The organism is Streptomyces sp. NBC_01294, from assembly GCF_035917235.1.
Classification (GTDB): domain Bacteria; phylum Actinomycetota; class Actinomycetes; order Streptomycetales; family Streptomycetaceae; genus Streptomyces; species Streptomyces caledonius.
Map to the genome: position 1 here is coordinate 81,280 of NZ_CP108424.1, position 17,122 is coordinate 98,401.

Annotated in this window: 10 protein-coding genes; 4 read left to right on the top strand and 6 right to left on the bottom strand. The window is 74.4% G+C overall.

The window, feature by feature from the left end; genetic code table 11:
• Positions 1 to 50: 50 nt before the first annotated feature.
• Positions 51 to 887: a response regulator transcription factor gene (locus OG534_RS37660; RefSeq protein WP_326594124.1), complete on the bottom strand. Its 837-nt coding sequence runs from the start codon at positions 885 to 887 to the stop codon at positions 51 to 53.
• A gap of 236 nt (positions 888 to 1,123) precedes the next feature.
• Between OG534_RS37660 and OG534_RS37665 the strand changes: the two genes are divergently transcribed.
• The 4 genes from OG534_RS37665 (at position 1,124) to OG534_RS37680 (ending at position 4,978) form a co-directional block, all read left to right on the top strand.
• The gene (locus tag OG534_RS37665; protein WP_326594125.1) at positions 1,124 to 1,363 is read left to right on the top strand and encodes a phosphopantetheine-binding protein; all 240 of its coding nucleotides are present in this window, start codon (positions 1,124 to 1,126) and stop codon (positions 1,361 to 1,363) included.
• A gap of 198 nt (positions 1,364 to 1,561) precedes the next feature.
• Positions 1,562 to 2,671 (top strand): LLM class flavin-dependent oxidoreductase, encoded by a 1,110-nt coding sequence (locus tag OG534_RS37670; protein ID WP_326594127.1) that lies wholly within the window; start codon positions 1,562 to 1,564, stop codon positions 2,669 to 2,671.
• A gap of 109 nt (positions 2,672 to 2,780) precedes the next feature.
• Positions 2,781 to 3,938: an N-methyl-L-tryptophan oxidase gene (gene solA, locus OG534_RS37675; RefSeq protein ID WP_326594129.1), complete on the top strand. Its 1,158-nt coding sequence runs from the start codon at positions 2,781 to 2,783 to the stop codon at positions 3,936 to 3,938.
• Positions 3,939 to 3,988: 50 nt separating this feature from the next.
• Positions 3,989 to 4,978, top strand: coding sequence for an AfsR/SARP family transcriptional regulator (locus tag OG534_RS37680; RefSeq protein ID WP_326594131.1), 990 nt, complete (start codon positions 3,989 to 3,991; stop codon positions 4,976 to 4,978).
• 56 nt (positions 4,979 to 5,034) lie between these two features.
• Here the strand turns inward: OG534_RS37680 and OG534_RS37685 are convergent, their stop codons facing one another.
• From OG534_RS37685 to OG534_RS37705, 5 genes are read right to left on the bottom strand one after another with little or no spacing between them, the layout of a single operon-like run.
• Entirely contained in the window at positions 5,035 to 6,708 is a 1,674-nt protein-coding gene (locus OG534_RS37685) for an ABC-F family ATP-binding cassette domain-containing protein (RefSeq protein WP_326594133.1), read from the bottom strand.
• Positions 6,705 to 7,616, bottom strand: a complete 912-nt coding sequence (locus OG534_RS37690) for a 4'-phosphopantetheinyl transferase family protein (RefSeq protein ID WP_326594135.1) — start codon at positions 7,614 to 7,616, stop codon at positions 6,705 to 6,707. Before OG534_RS37690 ends, OG534_RS37685 begins: the two co-directional genes overlap by 4 nt.
• Positions 7,613 to 8,416, bottom strand: coding sequence for a thioesterase II family protein (locus tag OG534_RS37695; RefSeq protein ID WP_326594137.1), 804 nt, complete (start codon positions 8,414 to 8,416; stop codon positions 7,613 to 7,615). Before OG534_RS37695 ends, OG534_RS37690 begins: the two co-directional genes overlap by 4 nt.
• A gap of 33 nt (positions 8,417 to 8,449) precedes the next feature.
• A complete protein-coding gene (gene fabD, locus OG534_RS37700) occupies positions 8,450 to 9,337 on the bottom strand; it encodes an ACP S-malonyltransferase (RefSeq protein ID WP_326594138.1) in 888 nt (295 codons plus the stop codon).
• A 32-nt stretch (positions 9,338 to 9,369) separates the two neighbouring features.
• The gene (locus tag OG534_RS37705; protein WP_326594139.1) at positions 9,370 to 17,118 is read right to left on the bottom strand and encodes a non-ribosomal peptide synthetase; all 7,749 of its coding nucleotides are present in this window, start codon (positions 17,116 to 17,118) and stop codon (positions 9,370 to 9,372) included.
• Positions 17,119 to 17,122 lie beyond the last annotated feature (4 nt).

Consider the following 17,122-nt stretch of genomic DNA (forward strand, 5'->3'; position numbering starts at 1 on the left):
TTGACGGACGGCTGACGCGCCTGACGTGCCCGGGTGTGTCCGACGGGCGGTCAGCGGGTCCGCCGCAGCCCGGTCTCGTACGCGTAGACCACCGCCTGGACGCGGCTGCGCAGCCGGAGCTTGCCCAGCAGGTTCTGCACGTGGGACTTGACGGTGTGCTCCGAGAGCATCAGCTCGCCGGCGATCTCCGCGTTGGACAGGCCGCGGGCGATCAGGTCCAGCACCTCGGTCTCCCGGGCCGTCAGGTCGGCGGGGTCGACGTCGGAGACCTCGGCGCGGCGGAAGCCTCCGTCGTCGTCGGCCGTCCGCAGGGACGGCCGGCGGCCGAGGTGGTAGCCGGCGGCGGCCATCCGCACCGCGGCGGCGAGGTCTGCGGGCGACACCGTGGCGGGGAGGCAGCCGTTCAGATGGGGGCCGGGTTCGGCCGGCTCCGGGCCACCGACGGCCAACATCGGTGTCCCGCCGAGGTCCTGGCTTCCGGGCAGCCCGATCAGCTGCGGGTCCGGCATCCCGTGGAGCACCATGACGTCGGGGCAGCTGATCCTCAGATCCGCCAGGGCCCGGGGGCCGGGTTCGCCCTCGGCCGCGACCACGACCCCCGGCTGGCTCTCCAGCAGGGCGCGGAGGCCGGCCCGGGCGAGCGCGTCGGGCCCCAGCAGGAAGACCCGGACGGTGTCCGCGCCGTCGGGCGCGGACTCCTCGGGCAGAACGAGGTCGTGGTGGGCCGGCGCCCACCGGTACGCGGCGGGCGGCGCGGCCCGGTCCGCGAGCGGGGGCAGGAGGGTGTGCCGGCTGCCGCGGGGCCGGGCCGGCTCGGCTCCGCCGGGCAGAACCCGCAGCGCGGCGGTCCCACTGGATGCGGGCCAGCCCTGTGCTCGCCGTTCCATCCTCACTCCCAACGTCTGCGGTGTCCGTGTTCCGGGGGACGCCGCACTGTGCGGGCGTCCTCCCGAGAGCAGAAGGTAGCCGCCGACGAGCCGCCGGTGCCGGTTTCTCAAGCGCTTTTCAAGCGCTTCACCAATAACGTCCCAGCAGGAAATCCAGGAGCCGCAGAGGGGATTTCGTCGGGGCATTTCTGATGCTACGTTTCCTGGCCATGAACACCGCATCCGAGAACCCGCCCATGACCAAAGAAATACTGCGCTCCCTGATCGCCGACAGCATGGGACTGACCCCCGACGAGATGCCGGGCGACGACGAGGACCTCGTCGACTACGGCCTGCACTCGATCGCGGTCATGCAGGTCGTGAGCCTCTGTCAGCAGAGCGGCGTCGAGGTCACGTTCCCCGAGCTCATCGCCACGCCGACAGTGGACGCCTGGTGGCGGGCGCTGTCCGCGGCCGACCGCGCGGCAGCCCGCTGAACGGCCCCCGCCACCCCCGGCGCGGAGGGCCGCGCCCCACGCTCGCTTGAGAGCCGTTGGAATCCCGCTGGGAGGGCGGTCGCAAAAATCCGGCCGCGGCCGCCCGCCCGGTTATCGTTCTGCTCCCCGGGTGCATTCACCGATCATCTCGCCCCATTTACCCAGTGCCCCCGCATCGGACCTTCGGACGGAGCCGTCATGGAATTCGGAGTCAATTTCTTCCCGGTCGTGGACCCGGAACGGAAGACTGCCGCCGAGTATTACGCCGAAAGTCTTCGGCTGGTCGAACTGGCCGAGTCGCTCGGCTATGAGCACGTACAGATCGTCGAGCACTACGGCTCCCCGTACGGCGGCTACAGCCCCGATCCGGTGGCCTTCCTGGCCGCCGCCGCCGCGCGGACCAGCCGCATCCGGCTCGCGACCGGCGCCGTCATCGCCGCCTTCACCCACCCCGTCAAGCTCGCCGCCACCCTGGCGATGCTCGACAACCTCTCGCACGGCCGCCTCGACGTCGGCTTCGGACGGGCGTTCCTGCCCGACGAGTTCGAGGCCTTCGGCGTGCCGATCGAGGAGAGCCGCGCCCGGTTCGACGACGGCATCGCGGCCTGCATCGCGCTGTGGACCGAGGAGAACACGGTCTTCGAGGGCACCGTTCACCGGTTCGGGCCCTTCACCGGCTTCCCCCGTCCCTACCAGCAGCCCCACCCGCCGGTGTTTGTCGCCTCCGCCAGCAGTTCGGACTCCTGCGCGGCGGCTGGCCGGGCCGGCCACCACCTCCAGGTCGTGCCCTCGGTGACCACCCGTCAGGGCCTGAAGGAGATGATCGAGGGCTACCGGCAGGCGCGCGCCGCCGCCGGGCACCCGGGCGGCGGGCGGATCCAGGTGAAGTACACCTGCTACGTGTCCGAGGACCGCGGCCTGGCGCTGGCGGACGCCCGCGAGCACGAGCAGAACTACGTGTCCCGGATGGCCGAGGCGGTCTCGTCCTGGGCCCACACCCGCAGCAGCCAGTACCCCGGCTACGAGCGGTTCGTGGAGAAGGCCCGCAGTTACGACTTCGACCGGGCGCTCGCCGACGGCAAGGTCCTCGCCGGCACCCCGCAGGACGTCACCGAGCAGGTCCGGGAGATCGCCGCCGAGTACGGGTCGGACCTGTGCCTGAGCCTCCAGTTCAGCCCCGGCCACCTGCCGTTCGAGCGGGCCGCGCGGGCCATGGAGCTGTTCGCCCTGCAGGTCGCCCCCTTCTTCACCGGCCGGGCCGGTGCGGCCGCCGGGGCGGAGGCCGCCGCGATGCCGGCGGCGGGCTGAGCGGACCCACCGGCCCCGCCGGCCCCGCCGGCGGCAGCACGCGCCGGCGGGGCCGCACCGGAGCACATCGCGACCCGAGACGGACACGAGGAGAAGAGGAGAAGGGGACATGGCCCGTACAGCTACCGGCCTGGACGCCGAGGCCGCCGTCGTGGGGCTGGGCGCCTGGGGCGCCTGCGCCCTGTGGCAGCTGGCCCGGCACGAGGTCGACGTCATCGGCATCGACCGCTACGGCATCGGCAACGTGCACGGTTCCTCGTACGGCGAGAGCCGCATGTTCCGCACCGCCTGCCTGGAGCACCCGGGCCTGGTCCCGCTCGCGCAGCGCTCGCGGGAGCTGTGGGCCGAGCTGGAGGAGCAGACTGGCCGGGTGTTGATGGAGCGGACCGGGGCCATGCTGATCGGCCCGCCGGGCGGGCGGATCGTCGGCGGCGCGCTGCGGGCGGCCCGCGAGCATCGGCTGGACGTCGAGCTGCTCGACCCGACCGCCATGCGCGAGCGGGTCCCCGCGCATGCCGGGCTGCCGGACGACCACGTGGGCGTGCTGGAGCCGGCCGGCGGACTGACCTACCCCGAGCAAACCATCGCCGCGGCGGTCGAGGCGGCCCGGGCGGCCGGGGCCCGCGTGGTCACCGACACCCGGGTCACCGCGATCGAACCCGGCGACGACGGCATCGTGGTGCGCACCGCGTTGCGGACGCTGCGCGTGGCCCGGGTGGTGGTGGCCGCGGGACCGTGGCTGTCCCAGCTGGTGCCGGGGCTCCCCCTCGACGTGCTGCGGATGCCCACGACCTGGTTCACCCCGACCGAGCCCGATCCGCGGTTCACCCTGGAGCGGCTTCCGGTGTTCATGCGTGAGCTCGCCGACGGGAACGTGATCTGGGGCCACGGCACCCTGCCCGGCGGCACCGAGGTCAAGCTCGGGCTGGAGGACGGCGGACGCCACTTCCGCGTCGTCGACCCCGAGAACATGGACCGCTCGGTCTCCCCCGCCGACTGGTCGGTGCTCTCCCGCATCCTCCCGGCGGCCGTGCCCGGCCTCGGCGACACCCCCTCGCGGGCCACGGCCAACCTGTACGCGCGTACCCCGGACGGCCAGTTCGTCCTCGGCCCGCTGCGGCACGACCCGCGGATCGTCGTCGCGGGCGGGTGCAACAGCCACGGCTTCAAGCACGCGACCGGGATCGGCGAGGTCGTCGCCGACATGGTCCGCGGCAGGACCCCGGCCGTCCCGCTCGGTTTCGCTGACCCGAACTCCCCGCGCTGACGCCCCGGCACCCGTCCCACGACCCCATCCGGACGCATAGGTGAGGAAAGATGCAGTTCCGCATTCTCGGCCCTGTAGAGATCCACGACGAGCGGCGCGGTCTGCGGATCGTACCCACGGGCTCCAAGCAGCGCGTCCTGCTCGGCGCCCTGGTCGTGAAGGCCGGCCATCTGCTGTCGTACCACCGCCTGATCGACGAGTTGTGGGGCGAACACCCGCCGGCGAACCCGGCCAACGCCCTCCAGGCTCACGTCGCCCGGCTCAGGAAGCTGTTGGAGGACGCCGGATCGACCGGTCAGGAGCGGATCGACACCCACGCGCTGGGCTACCAGCTGCACACCGGGCCGGACGCGACCGACGCCGGCAGGTTCCACCGGCTGTGCGCCCAGGGCCGGGCCGTGATCGCCACCGATCCCGAGCAGGCCGTCCACCTGCTGCGCCAGGCACTCGCTCTGTGGCGGGGGCCCGCGTTGCAGGGCAGCCTCGGCGGGGACATCTGCCTGGCGGAGGCCGCCCAGCTGGAGGAGAACCGGCTGGTGGCCCTGGAGACGCTCTACGAGGCCAGCCTGCGGGCGGGCCTGCACCACGAGATCACGGGCGAGCTGGAGGAGCTCATCGGTGACAATCCGGTGCGGGAGCGGTTCTACGAGCTACTGATGGTCGCCCTCCACCGCTGCGGCCGGCAGGCGGAGGCACTCGGCACCTACGAGCGGGCCCGGACGCGGCTGGCCGATGAACTCGGGGTGGAACCCGGTGCGGCGCTGCGTCGACGGGTCCGGTCGATCCTCAGCCCCGGCCGCGAGCAGCCGGCCCCCACTGCGGCGCGCTCGGCGGCGCCGGTGGTCCGCTCCCTCCCGCCGCGGCCCGGCACCGCCGGTCAGCGGGCTGCGGCGACGGCCCCCCAGGGCGGGGCCGTCGTTCTCGACCTCGGCGACGAACTGGCGCGACTGCGCAGGCGGTTGGAGAACCTGACCCGCGAGCAGGAGGACCTGGCCCGCCGGATGGACCAGCTCACCGCCCGCACCGCGGCCGCCCGCTGACCCCCAGCCGGCGCCCCGGCGGCGCGTGCCCGCACGAGGCCGACATCGGCTCCTGCTCAGTCCCGCTCCAGCAGGAGCGTCCGGCCTGCCGACCTGCGCATCCGGCGGTCGTGCGTGACGGTGACCACCGGGCCGGGGAAGTCGTCCAGCGCCGTCTGCAGGTCCTCGATCAGCGGCAGGCTCAGATGGTTGGTGGGCTCGTCCAGCAGCAGGACGTGCGGACGCATCGCCACCAGCCTGGCCAGGTCGAGCCGCCTGCGCTGACCGGCGCTCAGCGCGCCGACGGGTACCTGGAGATCGGCCGGGCGGAACAGGCCCAGCTCCAGCAACTGCTCCGCCGCCTCGTCCTCGGTCGCGGCGATCACCTGTGCGTACGTGCGCAGCAGCGGGACCCGGCCGGCCGGGTATTCGCTCTCCTGGGGCAAGTAGCCGACCCGTACGCCCGGACGGGTGGCGACGGTGCCGGATTCGGGCTCCAACTCCCCCGCGAGAATCCGCAGCAGCGTCGACTTGCCCGCCCCGTTCGGCCCCGCGACCACCAACCGGTCGGTGCCGGTCAGGGCGAGTTCGGGCAGCCGGATGCTCTGGGCCGTGCGGACGTCCCTGAGCTCGATCAGCGGGCCGGCCTCCTGCCCAGGCTCCGAGGCTCCCCGGCCCGCCCGGTCGGCGAGGCCGACCGCGGTGAAGCTCAGCGGGGCGGGCGGCCGCGGCACCGCCTGGAGTTCGAGCCGCCTGATCTCCTCCTTGGCGGCGCGGGCGGTGCGTGCCACCGCCGCCTGGGCTCCTGCGCCGCGCAGGTCGTAGTTCATCTTGGCGTTGTCGCGCGGCGGCCGGTAGTGCCCGGCGGCCCGGTCGGAGCGGTTGAGCCGGAGCCGGGCGGCGGCGAGCGACTCCGTCCAGTTCTCGTGGTCCGCCTCCCAGCGCCGCCGGGCGGCGGCCTGCGCGGCGGCGTAGTCGCGGTAGGTTCCGCCGTAGCGGACGACCGACCCGCGCGGTCCGTCCAGGTCCAGCAGTCCGGTGACGGCGCCGTCCAGCAGGTCGCGGTCGTGGGAAGCGATCAGGCAGGGTCCCCTGAACTCGCGGAGCCAGCCAGCGAGCCACTCGACGGCCTCGTCGTCGAGGTGGTTGGTGGGCTCGTCCAGCAGCAGGGCGGGCGGCTCCTGTAGGACGAGCAGGGCAAGCCCGAGCCGGGCCCGCTCACCGCCGGAAAGCTGCCCGGCCAGGCGGTCGGACGGCAGTCGGTGCAGGCCGAGCGCCTGGAAGACCTCGAACGCCCTGGCCTCGAAGCGCCAGCCGTCACGGGCTTCGAAGTCCTCCTGGAGCGCGGCGTACTTGTCGAGGAGTGCGGCCAGCTCGGCGTCCTCGGCCGCGGCCATCAGCTGCTCGACCTCGTGCATCCGCGCGGCGATCCGGTCGATCTCGCGGCGGGCCTCGGCCAGGCAGCGGGCGAGGTCCCAGTCGGCGGGCAGGTCGGGTTCCTGGGACAGGTAGCCGGGGGTGCCGCCGCCGAGGCCGGCCCGGACCCGGCCGCCGTCCGGGGCGTCGAGGCCGGCCAGCACCCGGAGCAGGGTGGACTTGCCGACGCCGTTGTCCCCGATGAGGCCGAGGCGTTCGCCGGCCGAGACGGTCAGCGAGATGCCGTTGAGGACGGTGCGGTCGCCGCGGATCCTGGTCACGGAGTCGGCCCCGAGATGGACGGTCGCGTCCGCCACCCGTGCGGTTCCGATCATGCGACGCTCCTCTGGAGTTCGGTGGGGTGCGCTCGGTGGGACGCGGCCCCGGCGAGGGGGAGCGCGGCGGACAGGGTCCCGGGGGCGAGCAGCGGGACGGGGTTCCCGGGGTGGATGCTCGCGCGCAAGGCGGAAGGCCGCCAGGGGAAGCCGGTGTGCAGCCGGAGCGCGGTCATCGGGGTGGCCCCGTCCTCGACCGCGAGGGAGACCAGCACCCCAGGCTCGGGTTCGAGTTCGAGCAGCCACCAGGTTCCCGACGGGTCGTCGGCCGGCGGTTCGAACGCGGCCACCTCGCCGTTCTCGGACAGCACGAAGCCGAACGAGTCGAAGGGCAGTCCGAGGCCGAGCCCGCGCGCCTTGGCATAGGCCTCCTTGAGCGTCCACAGGCGCAGCACCGTGCGGTCGTACCCCTCGCCTGCGGGTATCCGGGCCAGCCAGCCGCGCTCACCGGGCGTGAAGCTCTCGGCGATTCCGGCCAGTGCGCGGCTGTTCACCCGGTCGAGCCGTTCGACGTCGACCCCGACCCGGCGGCCCCGGCCGACGGCGATCGCATTGTATCCGTGGGCGTGCGAGAGGTTGAAGTCCAGCGGGCCCTCGGCGGTGGGCCAGCCGCCGTCGGGCGGCCGTACGGACGGCCGGCCACGGTCGGACCTGCGCAGCTCGATCAGCGCCTCGGGGACGCCGGTCTCCAGCGAGAGCAGGCGCCGCACGAGGACGTGTGCCACGAGGTACTGGCGGCGGTCTCGCTCGAAGATGAACCGGTCCGCGGTCGCCTGTTCGTGCTCGTCCAGCCAGTGGCCGGCCAGGGCGGTGGCGGTGCCCGGCCCGAGGTCGTCGTTGGCGCAGACCCAGAGCCGGACCTCGCCGTCGGCGGGCGGCCGTGCGCCCTCGGCTGCCCGCGCGCTCATCGCGCACCTCCCGTCACCGGGCGGCCCGCCGTCGCGGTCCGGACCTGTCCGGTGATCAGCCGGACCATCTCGGCGGGGCGGCCGCGGAAGTAGAAGTGGTCGCCGTCGAAGAGGTGAAGGCCGAGGAACCGTTCGGCGTGCTGCTGCCAGGCGGCCAGCCGCGCGGGCGAGACCACCACGTCGTCGGCGCCGCCGAAGACGGACAGCGGAACGGACAGCGGCGGCGTGTGCGGCCGCGGGCTCCAGGTCTCCACCAGCCGCAGGTCGTTGCGGATCATTGGTGCGAACAGCTGCCAGATGTCCGGGTCCTCCAGGACCTCGGTCGGGGTGCCGCCCATCCGGGCCAGGTGGTGGCGGAGTTCTGCGTCGGGCATGCGGTGGCGGTTGTCGGCCGGGCCCGGCTGCCTCGGCGCGCCGCGGGCCGACAGGCCGAGCCATGCGGGGAGCGGCAGCCCCTCAGCGGCCAGCCGGTTGGTGAGCTCGTAGGCAGCCAGGCCGCCCATGCTGTGGCCGAAGAATGCGAACGGGCGGTCCATCGCGAGCACGATCTCGTCGTGGAAGAAGTCCACCAGCCGTTCGGCGTCGGCGCAGGCCGGCATGTCGGTCAGCCGGCCCCGACCAGGGGCGTCCAGCAGGTGGATCTCCCAGTCGGCGGGGAAGTGCGCGATCCAGTCGCGGTACAACAGATGGGAGCCGCCGGCGTGGTGGAACAGGAACAGGCGCAAGGCCGCTCCCGGGACCGGGCGGGGGCAGTAGCCCGCTCCGGCCGGCGGGCGGAACCTCAGGGTGTTGCTCGTCATCGCGTCTCCTTCGTGTGGTGCGTGGGCGTCGCTTCAGGCGACGGCCTGGCGCGGGCGGGCCGCGCGGGCGGGCTCGGCGTCCCGCTTGATCTGCCGGACCATGCTGGTCAGCACGGTGCTCTCGCCGATCTCGGTGAACACCGCGTCAGGCTCGTCGAGCAGGGTGCGGACGGTCTCGTGCCAGCGCACGGGGTGGTCGATCTGCTGGAGCAGCAGGTCCGCGGCCAGCTCTGCGCGGTACGGCTCCGCGGTGCGGTTGGCGATCACGGGGAAGGCCGGTGGGCGGAGTCGAGCGGACCGAACCAGCGGGACGAGCGCGGCGGCGGCGGGCGCCATGTACCGGGAGTGGAAGGGGCCGCTGACGTCCAGTCGGCGGACCATGCGCGCGCCGGCGTCCTCCAATACCTGGCCTGCCTCCTCCAGGTCCTCCAGCGGCCCGGCCAGCACGGTCTGGCTCGCGGTGTTGAGGTTGGCGAGGTCCAGCGTTCCGAATCCGGCGCGCAGCAGCAGGAAGCGCAGCTTGGTCTCGGTGAGCCCGACGACCGCGCTCATCCCTCCGCCGCCCACCTCGGCCATGGCCGCGGCGCGGGCGGCGACCAGCCGCAGGCCGTCGGTGAAGCCGAAGACCCCGGCGGCTTCCAAGGCGTTGTACTCACCCAGGCTGTGGCCGATGGCGATGTCGGGGCGGGCACCGTCCTCGACGGCCGCGCGGTGGGCGAGGGCGTTCACGGCGAACATCGCGGGCTGGGTGTAGCGGGTGTTGCCGAGCCTGCCCTCGGGATCTTCCAGGCACAGCCGGCGCAGGCTGTAGCCGAGCGTGTCGCTGGCCTCGCGTTCGAGGTCAGGGAAGCGGTCGAGAAGCGTCCGGCCCATGCCGACGCGCTGCGCTCCCTGTCCGGGAAACATAAAGATCCGAGTCATCGTCGTTGGCTTCCTTCTCGGGGGGAGGTGGTTCAGGCGGGTACGGCTGTGGGAAAGGCGAGCTCGGCCAGGGCTGCGAGGTCCGGGGCGGTGAAGAGCGACTCCAGGGGGAGTTCGCTGCCTCCGTCGGCGGCCACCCGGGCGGCGATCCGCAGCAGCTGGCGGCTGGTGACGCCCATCGCGAACAGGTCGTCGGCGGGGGCGAGCCGGTCCAGCACCGCCCCGGTCTCCTGGGCGACGATGCCGGCCATCCGCTCGAACGGCGTCGGCCCGGTCCCGGTCGGGCCGTCCGGCTGCTGCCCGTTCTCCGGCCGCGGGGCTGCGGCGGCAGGCACCGGGAGCGGCACCCGGCGGATGGACAGCGGCACCGGCGGCAGCGCCCGGCGGCGCGGCACGGCGGACGTGGCGGGCGCGGCGGGCACCGGGAGCTCGCCGCCGGCCGACCAGACCGCCGTCAGCGCCTGCTGGTCCGCCGTCGTCCGGGCGGCCTCGACGGTGGCGCCGGTGCCGTCGCGCAGCACGCGCTCGGCGAGGGTGCGCAGCGCCCCGGCAGCCCGGCCGCGGTCGGCGGCCACCGCCCCGCGGACAGGTCGCGCCCGGCGTCCTTCCCGCAGCGTACGGGCGACGGCGGCGAGGGCGAGACCGGGGTCGGCGTCCAGTTCCTCCGCGAGGGAGCGGGCCCAGCGGGCCAGGTTCTCCGGGCTGTCCGCAGACAGTACGAGGACCTCGATCCCCTCGCTGGCACCCGTGTCGGCGTCGGCCGGTCCTGCGGTCGCGGCGGCCGGCGGCTCCTCGACCACGAGGCTGCCGTACGATCCGCCGCCCGCGAAGCCGTTCACCAGGGCCCGTCGGGTGCCGCCGGGCGCGGTGCGCCACCGGTCGGCGGACGGGCCGGCCAGGGCCACGGATCCGCCGCACGAGGCGAGTGCCGGGTTGGCGGCCGAGGTGAGTCGGGTCGGGTAGAGCCGGTCCCGGCGGAACTGGGCGATGAGCTTGCCGAGCTGGGCGAAGACGGAGGCTGCCTCCAGGTGGCCGGTGTTCGGTTTGACCGAGCCGACCGGCACGGGCCCGAGGCCCGCTCGGGCGCCGTTCCCGGCCTCGTTCGCACCGCCGTCGTCAGCGCCGGCGGCGCCGAACAGCCGTCCCAGCGCGGTGTACTCGAGCGCGTCGGCCAGCGCCGCGCCGGCTGCCGCTGCCTCGACGTAGCCGATGTCCCCGGCCGTCAGCCGGGCGTCGGCGAGCGCGGCCCGCATCACCTGCTCCTGGCGGCGCGGGTCCGGGATCCCGAACTGGCGGGTCGTTCCCGAGTGCAGGAGCGCGCCGCCGCGCAGCACGGCGTGAACGGGGTCGCCGTCCTCCAGAGCACGGTCGAGCGGCTTGAGGAGGACCGCGCCGACACCCTCCCCGACCAGCCAGCCGCTGGCCCGGTCGGTGAACGCGCAGGAGTCCTCCTGCTCCGCGACCAATCCCAGCTCGGACAGCACGTCCAGGTGGTCCGGGTGCAGCACCAAGTTGCTACCGGCCGCGACGGCCGCCTCGCACCGGCCGTCGGCGACGGCCCGAAAGGCCGCCTCGACGGCCGCGAGCCCGGAAACGCAGCCGGTGTCGATCACCAAGCTCGGGCCGGTCAGGCCGAACGCATGTGAGATGCGGTGCGCGAGCCCGCCGCGGGTGGCGTGGGTGCCGGTCTGTCCCTCGGCCCGGGCCGCCACCCCGTAGAGCGCGTGGTCCTGCCACATCGACCCGACGAACACACCGACCTGTCCGGTCTCCGACAGCCGCTCGGGGGTGAGCGCGGCATCCTCCAGGCAGTGTCGGGTGACCGTCAGCAGCAGCCGCTCCTGCGGGTCGACGGCGGCCACCTCGGCGTCCGCGAGACCGAACTCCTCCACCTCCACGGCCGTCACGTCGGCCAGGTAGCCGCCGACGCGGGCGCCGGCGCGCCGGGCGTTGCTCCGGAGCGGAGCCCAGCGCTCCTCCGGGGCGGGGCCGAGAGCGGAGTCGCCGGCCGCCAGCATCGCGTCCAGCCCTCGCAGGTCGTCGGCCCCGGGCAGCCGGGCCGCGAAGCCGACCACGGCCACCGGGCGCGGCCCGGACGGCACCGGCGCGCTCTCCTGTGGCCGCTCGGCGGTGACCAGCTCGGCTCGGCGGCGCAGCGCCGGCCCGGACAGGGCACCGCCCCACAGCGAGACCAGCAGCTCCTGGTCGTCCTGAAGGCCGAAGTGCCCGCGCACCGCGCCGAAGTCCATCTCCCCCACCGCGCACATGCCGAGGCCGCGCTCGGGGGCGGCGGTCAGCAGCAGCTGGGCGACGTGTCCCGCCTCGATCATCGAGAACCGGGCGGCGTTGCGCTCGCCGTACGCCGGCGCGATGGCCGCCGGGGTGGACACCAGGAAGACGCCGAACGCGGAGGCGTCCACCAGGGCGCGGTTGTGGAAGACGTGGATGTCGGTGCCGAAGCGGGCCTGCGGGTCGATCGCCACCAGGGCGCGCTCGCCCGGGTGCAGGTAGTAGAGGCCGCCTTCGACGCCCTCCACGGCGCCCGGCCTGACGTACAGGTAGACCTGCACCGGGTAGAAGCCGCCTGCGGACGGGTAGCGGTGCTTGGCCCGGCCGTCGAGCTCGCCGCGGGCCAGGGTGCCCAGCAGCTCGGTGAGCCGGTCGCCGGGCAGCGGCCCGTCGGCGAACTCGCGGAAGGCGGAGGCATCGTAGAGCGCCCGCCGGTCCTGCGGGCCGGCCGCCGGGAACGGCAGCCGGGCCAGCGACCCGGGCAGCCGGCGCTCGGCGACCCTGGCCTCCTTGAACGCAGCCTTGGCCTGCGGGTCGAGGGCGATCCGGATGTCGGTACGAGCAGCGGGTGCGGGTGCCTGCCGCGCGGAAGCGACCTGCGGCGCGGAAGAAGCGGGGGCCAGGCTTGCGGCGATGCCGCGGGCGGTGGGTGTCTGGATCAGGGCGTCCACCGGGACGTCCGCCCCGAACCGCTCGGCGAGCTCCTGGGCCAGCCGGATCATCGTGAACGAGGTCGCGCCCAGGTCGAACAGGTCGGTGTCCGGGTCGGCCTCCGCCAGGCCGAGCAGGCCGGCGGCCAGGCCCGCCACGGCCGCCGCGTCGGCCTCCGGACCGGTGGGGGCGGCCGTTCCGGCCGTCTCCGGCTCGGTCCGGTCGGCGGCCTGGCCGGCACGGATGGCGGCCAGCAGCGCGGTGACGGTCGGCCCGCTGATCAGGGCGTCCACGGACAGGGCGACACCGGTCAGCCGCTCGATCTCCTGGGCCAGCCGGATCATCGTGAACGAGGTCGCGCCCAGGTCGAACAGGTCGGCGTCGAGGTCGACCGCCTCCAGCCGGAGGCAGTCGGCGACGGCCGCCTTCACGAGCGCGGCAGTCCCCTCCTCGGGTCGTCCGGGCCGGGGGTCGTACACGGGGTCCTCCTCGATGGCGGGGGCCGGGTGGCCGGTGAGAGCGGGGGCCTGGGGGGCGGCGGGGGCTGCAGCAGCAGCGCCAGGAGCCAGGGCGGCAGCGGCGGGAACCGGAGCGGCAGGAGCGGTCGGTGGGGTGGTGTCGAAGAGGGCTGTGGCGGCCGGGCGGTCGAGCTTGCCGTTGGCCGTCAGCGGCAGGCGGTCCACGAACCGGAAGCTGTTCGGCACGAGGTACGGCGGCAGGGAGCGGGCCAGGTCGCGGCGCATCTGCCCGACGGACGGGGCCAGGGTGCCGTCGGCCTCGACGCATACCGCCGCCAGGATTTGCTCGCCCGTGGCCGGGTCGGTGACCGGGAGCACCCGGGCCTCGGACACCCCGGGCAGGTCGGTGAGCGCGGCCTCGACCTCCTCCGGCTCGATCCTCAGGCCGCGGAGCTTGAACTGGCTGTCGATCCGGCCGAGGTACCTGATCTCGCCGTCCGGGCCGAGCTGTCCCAAGTCGCCGGTGCGGTACAGGCGTGGTGACGGGTCGTCGGCGAACGGCGACGCCACGAAGCGCTCGGCGGTGAGCTCGGGCCGGCCGTGGTAGCCGAGTGCGACGCCCGCCCCGCCGATGACGATCTCGCCCGGCGTGCCGTCCGGGACCCGTGCCATCCGCTCGTCCACCAAGTGGATGCGGGTGCGGGCGATCGGCCGGCCGATCGGCACGGTGGGCTCGTCCCAATCGGGGCGGCACGCCCAGTGGGTCACGTCGATGGCGGCCTCGGTCGGGCCGTAAAGGTTGTGCAGCTCGGCGCCGCCCGGCAGGACCTGGAAGAACTGCTTCATGGTCGCGACCGGAAGCGCCTCGCCGCTGGCGAAGACGTACCGCAGCGACGCGCAATCCGACGCCGCCCGGTCACGCAGGAACAGGCCGAGCACGGAGGGCACGAAGTGGGCGACCGTCACCCGCTCGTCGCGCAGCAGCCGGGCGAGATAGCCGGGGTCGACGTGGCCGCCGGGCCGGGCGACCACGATGGACGCCCCGGCCAGCAGCGGCCAGAAGAACTCCCAGGCCGAGACGTCGAAGCCGTACGGGGTCTTCTGGGCGACCCGGTCATCGGCGCCCAGCGGGAAGCGGTCCTGCATCCAGCGGACCCGGTTGACGAAGCCCCGGTGGGTGTTGCGGCAGCCCTTCGGCTTGCCGGTGGTGCCCGAGGTGTAGATCGTGTAGACGGGGTCGTCCGGGCCCACCTCCACCTGAGGTGGCGTCACCGGGCGGGACGCCAGCAGAGCCCGGTCCTCGTCGCGGTCCTGGCAAAGGACGACCGCGCCGGCGGCGGCCGGTACAGCTGCGAGCGCCGCGTCGGCGACCACCACGCGCGCGCCGCTGTCCTCCAGCAGGTAGCGCACCCGCTCCGGCGGGTTGGCCGGGTCGACGGGGACGTAGACGGCTCCGGCGCGCACGATGCCGACCAGCGCGACCACCAAGTCGTCGGAGCGGTTCATGTGCACGGCGACGTGGTCGCCCGGGCGGATCCCGGAGGCGATCAGCTGGTGGGCCAGCTGGGCCGTACGGTGGTCGAGCTCGCGGTAGTCGACGACGCGCCCGTCCCAGTGGACGGCCGGGCGGTCGGGGTGGCGGGACAGCGTCTCGGCGAGCAGTCCGGTCATGGTCGGCGACAGCGCGCCGGCGGACCCGGCAGATCCCGCGGACTCGACGGACTCGACGGACTCGACGAAGGAGCGGATACGGCGCGTGTAGCCCTCGAACATGGTGTCCAGCCGGTCGGCGGAGAGGCAGCCCTCGGCGGCGTCCCACTGGCCCACCAGGTCGTCGCCGACGAGCAGCGGGACGTGGTCCAGCGCGACCTGGGCGGTCTGCGACTGGCTCTCGCGTAGCCGTACGCCGCGCGGGTGCAGGGCGGGATCGATCTCGGGTACCCGGGTGAAGACCACCGGCAGCCGCAGCCTGCCGCCGGAGCGGAAGACCCGGCCTCGCAGCTCGGCCAGGCCGGGCCGGAGCTCGCCGCGCTCCAGGTCGGCGCGGACCCGGCCCCACAGCTCGCGGGCCCGCTGCGCGAAGTCGGCCGGCAGCGTGTCGTCAACCACCACCCAGGCCAGCTGGGTGAAGTCGGCAACCATGCGGTCCGCGTGAGCCAGGCCGGCGGGCCGGTCCCAGGAGACCACGGTCACGGTGAACGGCTCCGGGCCGAACGTGCGGCGCAGCTCGTCGGTGTAAGCCGTCAGCAGCACCATGTCGGCCGGGACGCCGATGGCGGCGGCCCGCTCGGTGAGGCGCCGCCAGGACCCGAGGTCCGTGCGGCGGTGCAGCCGGGCGGCCTGCGGGGCCGGGTCGGGGAGCGGGGGGCCTCCGGGCAGAGCGGCGAACTTCTCCCGCCAGGCGAGCCGGGCGGCCTCCGCCGGACCGTCCTGGCCGGGCGCGACGAGGCCGCGCAGGTACGGGCCCGGGTCGGCGGGCTCGTCCAGCACCGACGAGTCGCCGTCGTGCAGCGCGAACAGCTGGCCGAAGAGCATGGCGAAGGAGCGTGCGTCGGCGAGCAGCGCGTCCAGGACGACGTGCAGGACGGTGGTGCCGTCCGGGAGGATGCTGGCCTCCAGGGCGTACATCGGCCGGCTGCCCAGGGGGAAGGTCCCGCCGCGCAGCCGGGCGGCGGTGTCGGCGAGCGCCCGCTCGACCGGGGACCCGCCGTCGGCGGCCGGCCCTTCGGTGGGTCGCAGACCCGTCAGGTCGTGCCGGGTGATGCGGTAGTGGGGGACGGCCGGGACGACCTCCAGGGTGCCGTCCTGGTGGACGGCCGCGCGCAGCATCGGGTGGTGGGCGACCAGCCGGTTCCAGGCCGCCTCCAGGGTGTCCGCATCGTGGTTCTCCAGGAGGAACTCCTGGTAGACGCGGGTCTCCGTGGCGCCGCCGAGGGTGCCGAGCCGCCCGACCAGGTAGGCCGACTGCACCTCGGTCAGCGGCAGTCGCCCGGCGGTGCCGAAGGACGCCTGGCTGACGGTCTCGGTACCGGCGTCCGGCGCGATGGTGGTCGGCAGGTCGGTGTTCCACACGGCCGGGCCGAGCTCCGCGACCCGGCGCAGCAGGGCTCCGAGCCGCTCGAAGGCGGCCCGCACCTCGGCGCCGTCCAGCGCCCCGGGCAGGTAGTCCCAGGACACGTGGAGCTGCCCCGCACGCTCCTGGACGCACATCTCGAGCTGGACGCCGGGGGTGCGGGTGGCGGATTCGTCGACGTCGACCAGTGCGGCCCAGTTGCCGGGGTCGGCGGCGCGCTGGTCGGTGATGCTGCCGAGCAGGCTGGTGAAAACGACCGGCACCGGGACCGCCCGGCGGCCGGGCTCGATGCGGGCGCGTTCGCGCAGCGCGCGCACCCCGCTGACGTCGCCGTGCTCCAGGTCGCGCCAGAGCTGGCCGCTGACCTCGGAGACCAGCTCGCCCATGGTTCCGGCCGCCTCGGGGGCGACGAAGACGGAGGTGGACAGGAACGGGCCGACCAGGCGGGCCACGTCGGCGTGGAGCGGGAGGCGGTTGTAGGTGGTGAGGACCAGCGGGAGCGGTCCGCTGCCGGCTGTGCCAACAGCAGCGGCGTTCAGCGCCAGCAGCATCGCCGACGGGGTGGCCCGGGCCTCGCGGGCGGCCTCCTTGGCGCGCTCCCACTGCTCGCGGTCCAAGTGGAGCGTCATGCGCCGGTGCTCGCCGTCGGCGGCGGCCGCCGGATCGGCGTCCGGGCGGGCGAGCGGCAGCGGCCGGCCGAAGTCCACGGCCCCGAGCTTGTCCCGCCAGTACGCGAGGGACTCCTCGGAGGGGCGACGGCCGCCGGTGGCGAGCGCGTAGTCGCGGAAGGAGATCTCCGGGACGCCGGGCTCCTCACCGAACGCGTAGCGCGCGTACCAGTCCTGGACCAGCAGCGAAACGCTCGGGCCGTCGGCGATCAGCTCCTCGACGGTGAGCATCACCCTGGTGCGCCCGCCCGGCAGTTCGGCGGCGGCGACGGCGAACAGCGGCCAGCGGTGCGGGTCGATGGCGGCGGCGGACTGCCGGCGCATCTGCTCCAGTGAGGCGCGCTGCTCGTCGCGGCCGACTGCGGTGAGGTCGCGGATCTCGAACTGGTACTCGGGCGCCTGCTCCAGGACGGCCTGGCGGGCGTCGGGCAGCAGGTGGGCGCGGAGCATGTCGGTGTCGGCGACGCAGCGGTTCCAGCTCTCCCGCAGCCGCGCCGGGTCGAGGCGGTCTGCCTCGAACTCCAGGTGGATCTGGGTGCCGCCAGCGTGCCCGCCCGCCGTCCGGCCGACGTAGAAGGACTCCTGGACCTCGGTGAGGGAGAAGGGGTGGTATCGGTCGGCGGGGTTGCTCTGGATGGTCATGGCG

Coding starts and splice junctions, on each gene's coding strand:
- OG534_RS37660 (WP_326594124.1), bottom strand. CDS start 887: ATGGAACGGCGAGCACAGGGCTGGCCCGCATCCAGTGGGACCGCCGCG.
- OG534_RS37665 (WP_326594125.1), top strand. CDS start 1,124: ATGACCAAAGAAATACTGCGCTCCCTGATCGCCGACAGCATGGGACTG.
- OG534_RS37670 (WP_326594127.1), top strand. CDS start 1,562: ATGGAATTCGGAGTCAATTTCTTCCCGGTCGTGGACCCGGAACGGAAG.
- solA (WP_326594129.1), top strand. CDS start 2,781: ATGGCCCGTACAGCTACCGGCCTGGACGCCGAGGCCGCCGTCGTGGGG.
- OG534_RS37680 (WP_326594131.1), top strand. CDS start 3,989: ATGCAGTTCCGCATTCTCGGCCCTGTAGAGATCCACGACGAGCGGCGC.
- OG534_RS37685 (WP_326594133.1), bottom strand. CDS start 6,708: ATGATCGGAACCGCACGGGTGGCGGACGCGACCGTCCATCTCGGGGCC.
- OG534_RS37690 (WP_326594135.1), bottom strand. CDS start 7,616: ATGAGCGCGCGGGCAGCCGAGGGCGCACGGCCGCCCGCCGACGGCGAG.
- OG534_RS37695 (WP_326594137.1), bottom strand. CDS start 8,416: ATGACGAGCAACACCCTGAGGTTCCGCCCGCCGGCCGGAGCGGGCTAC.
- fabD (WP_326594138.1), bottom strand. CDS start 9,337: ATGACTCGGATCTTTATGTTTCCCGGACAGGGAGCGCAGCGCGTCGGC.
- OG534_RS37705 (WP_326594139.1), bottom strand. CDS start 17,118: ATGACCATCCAGAGCAACCCCGCCGACCGATACCACCCCTTCTCCCTC.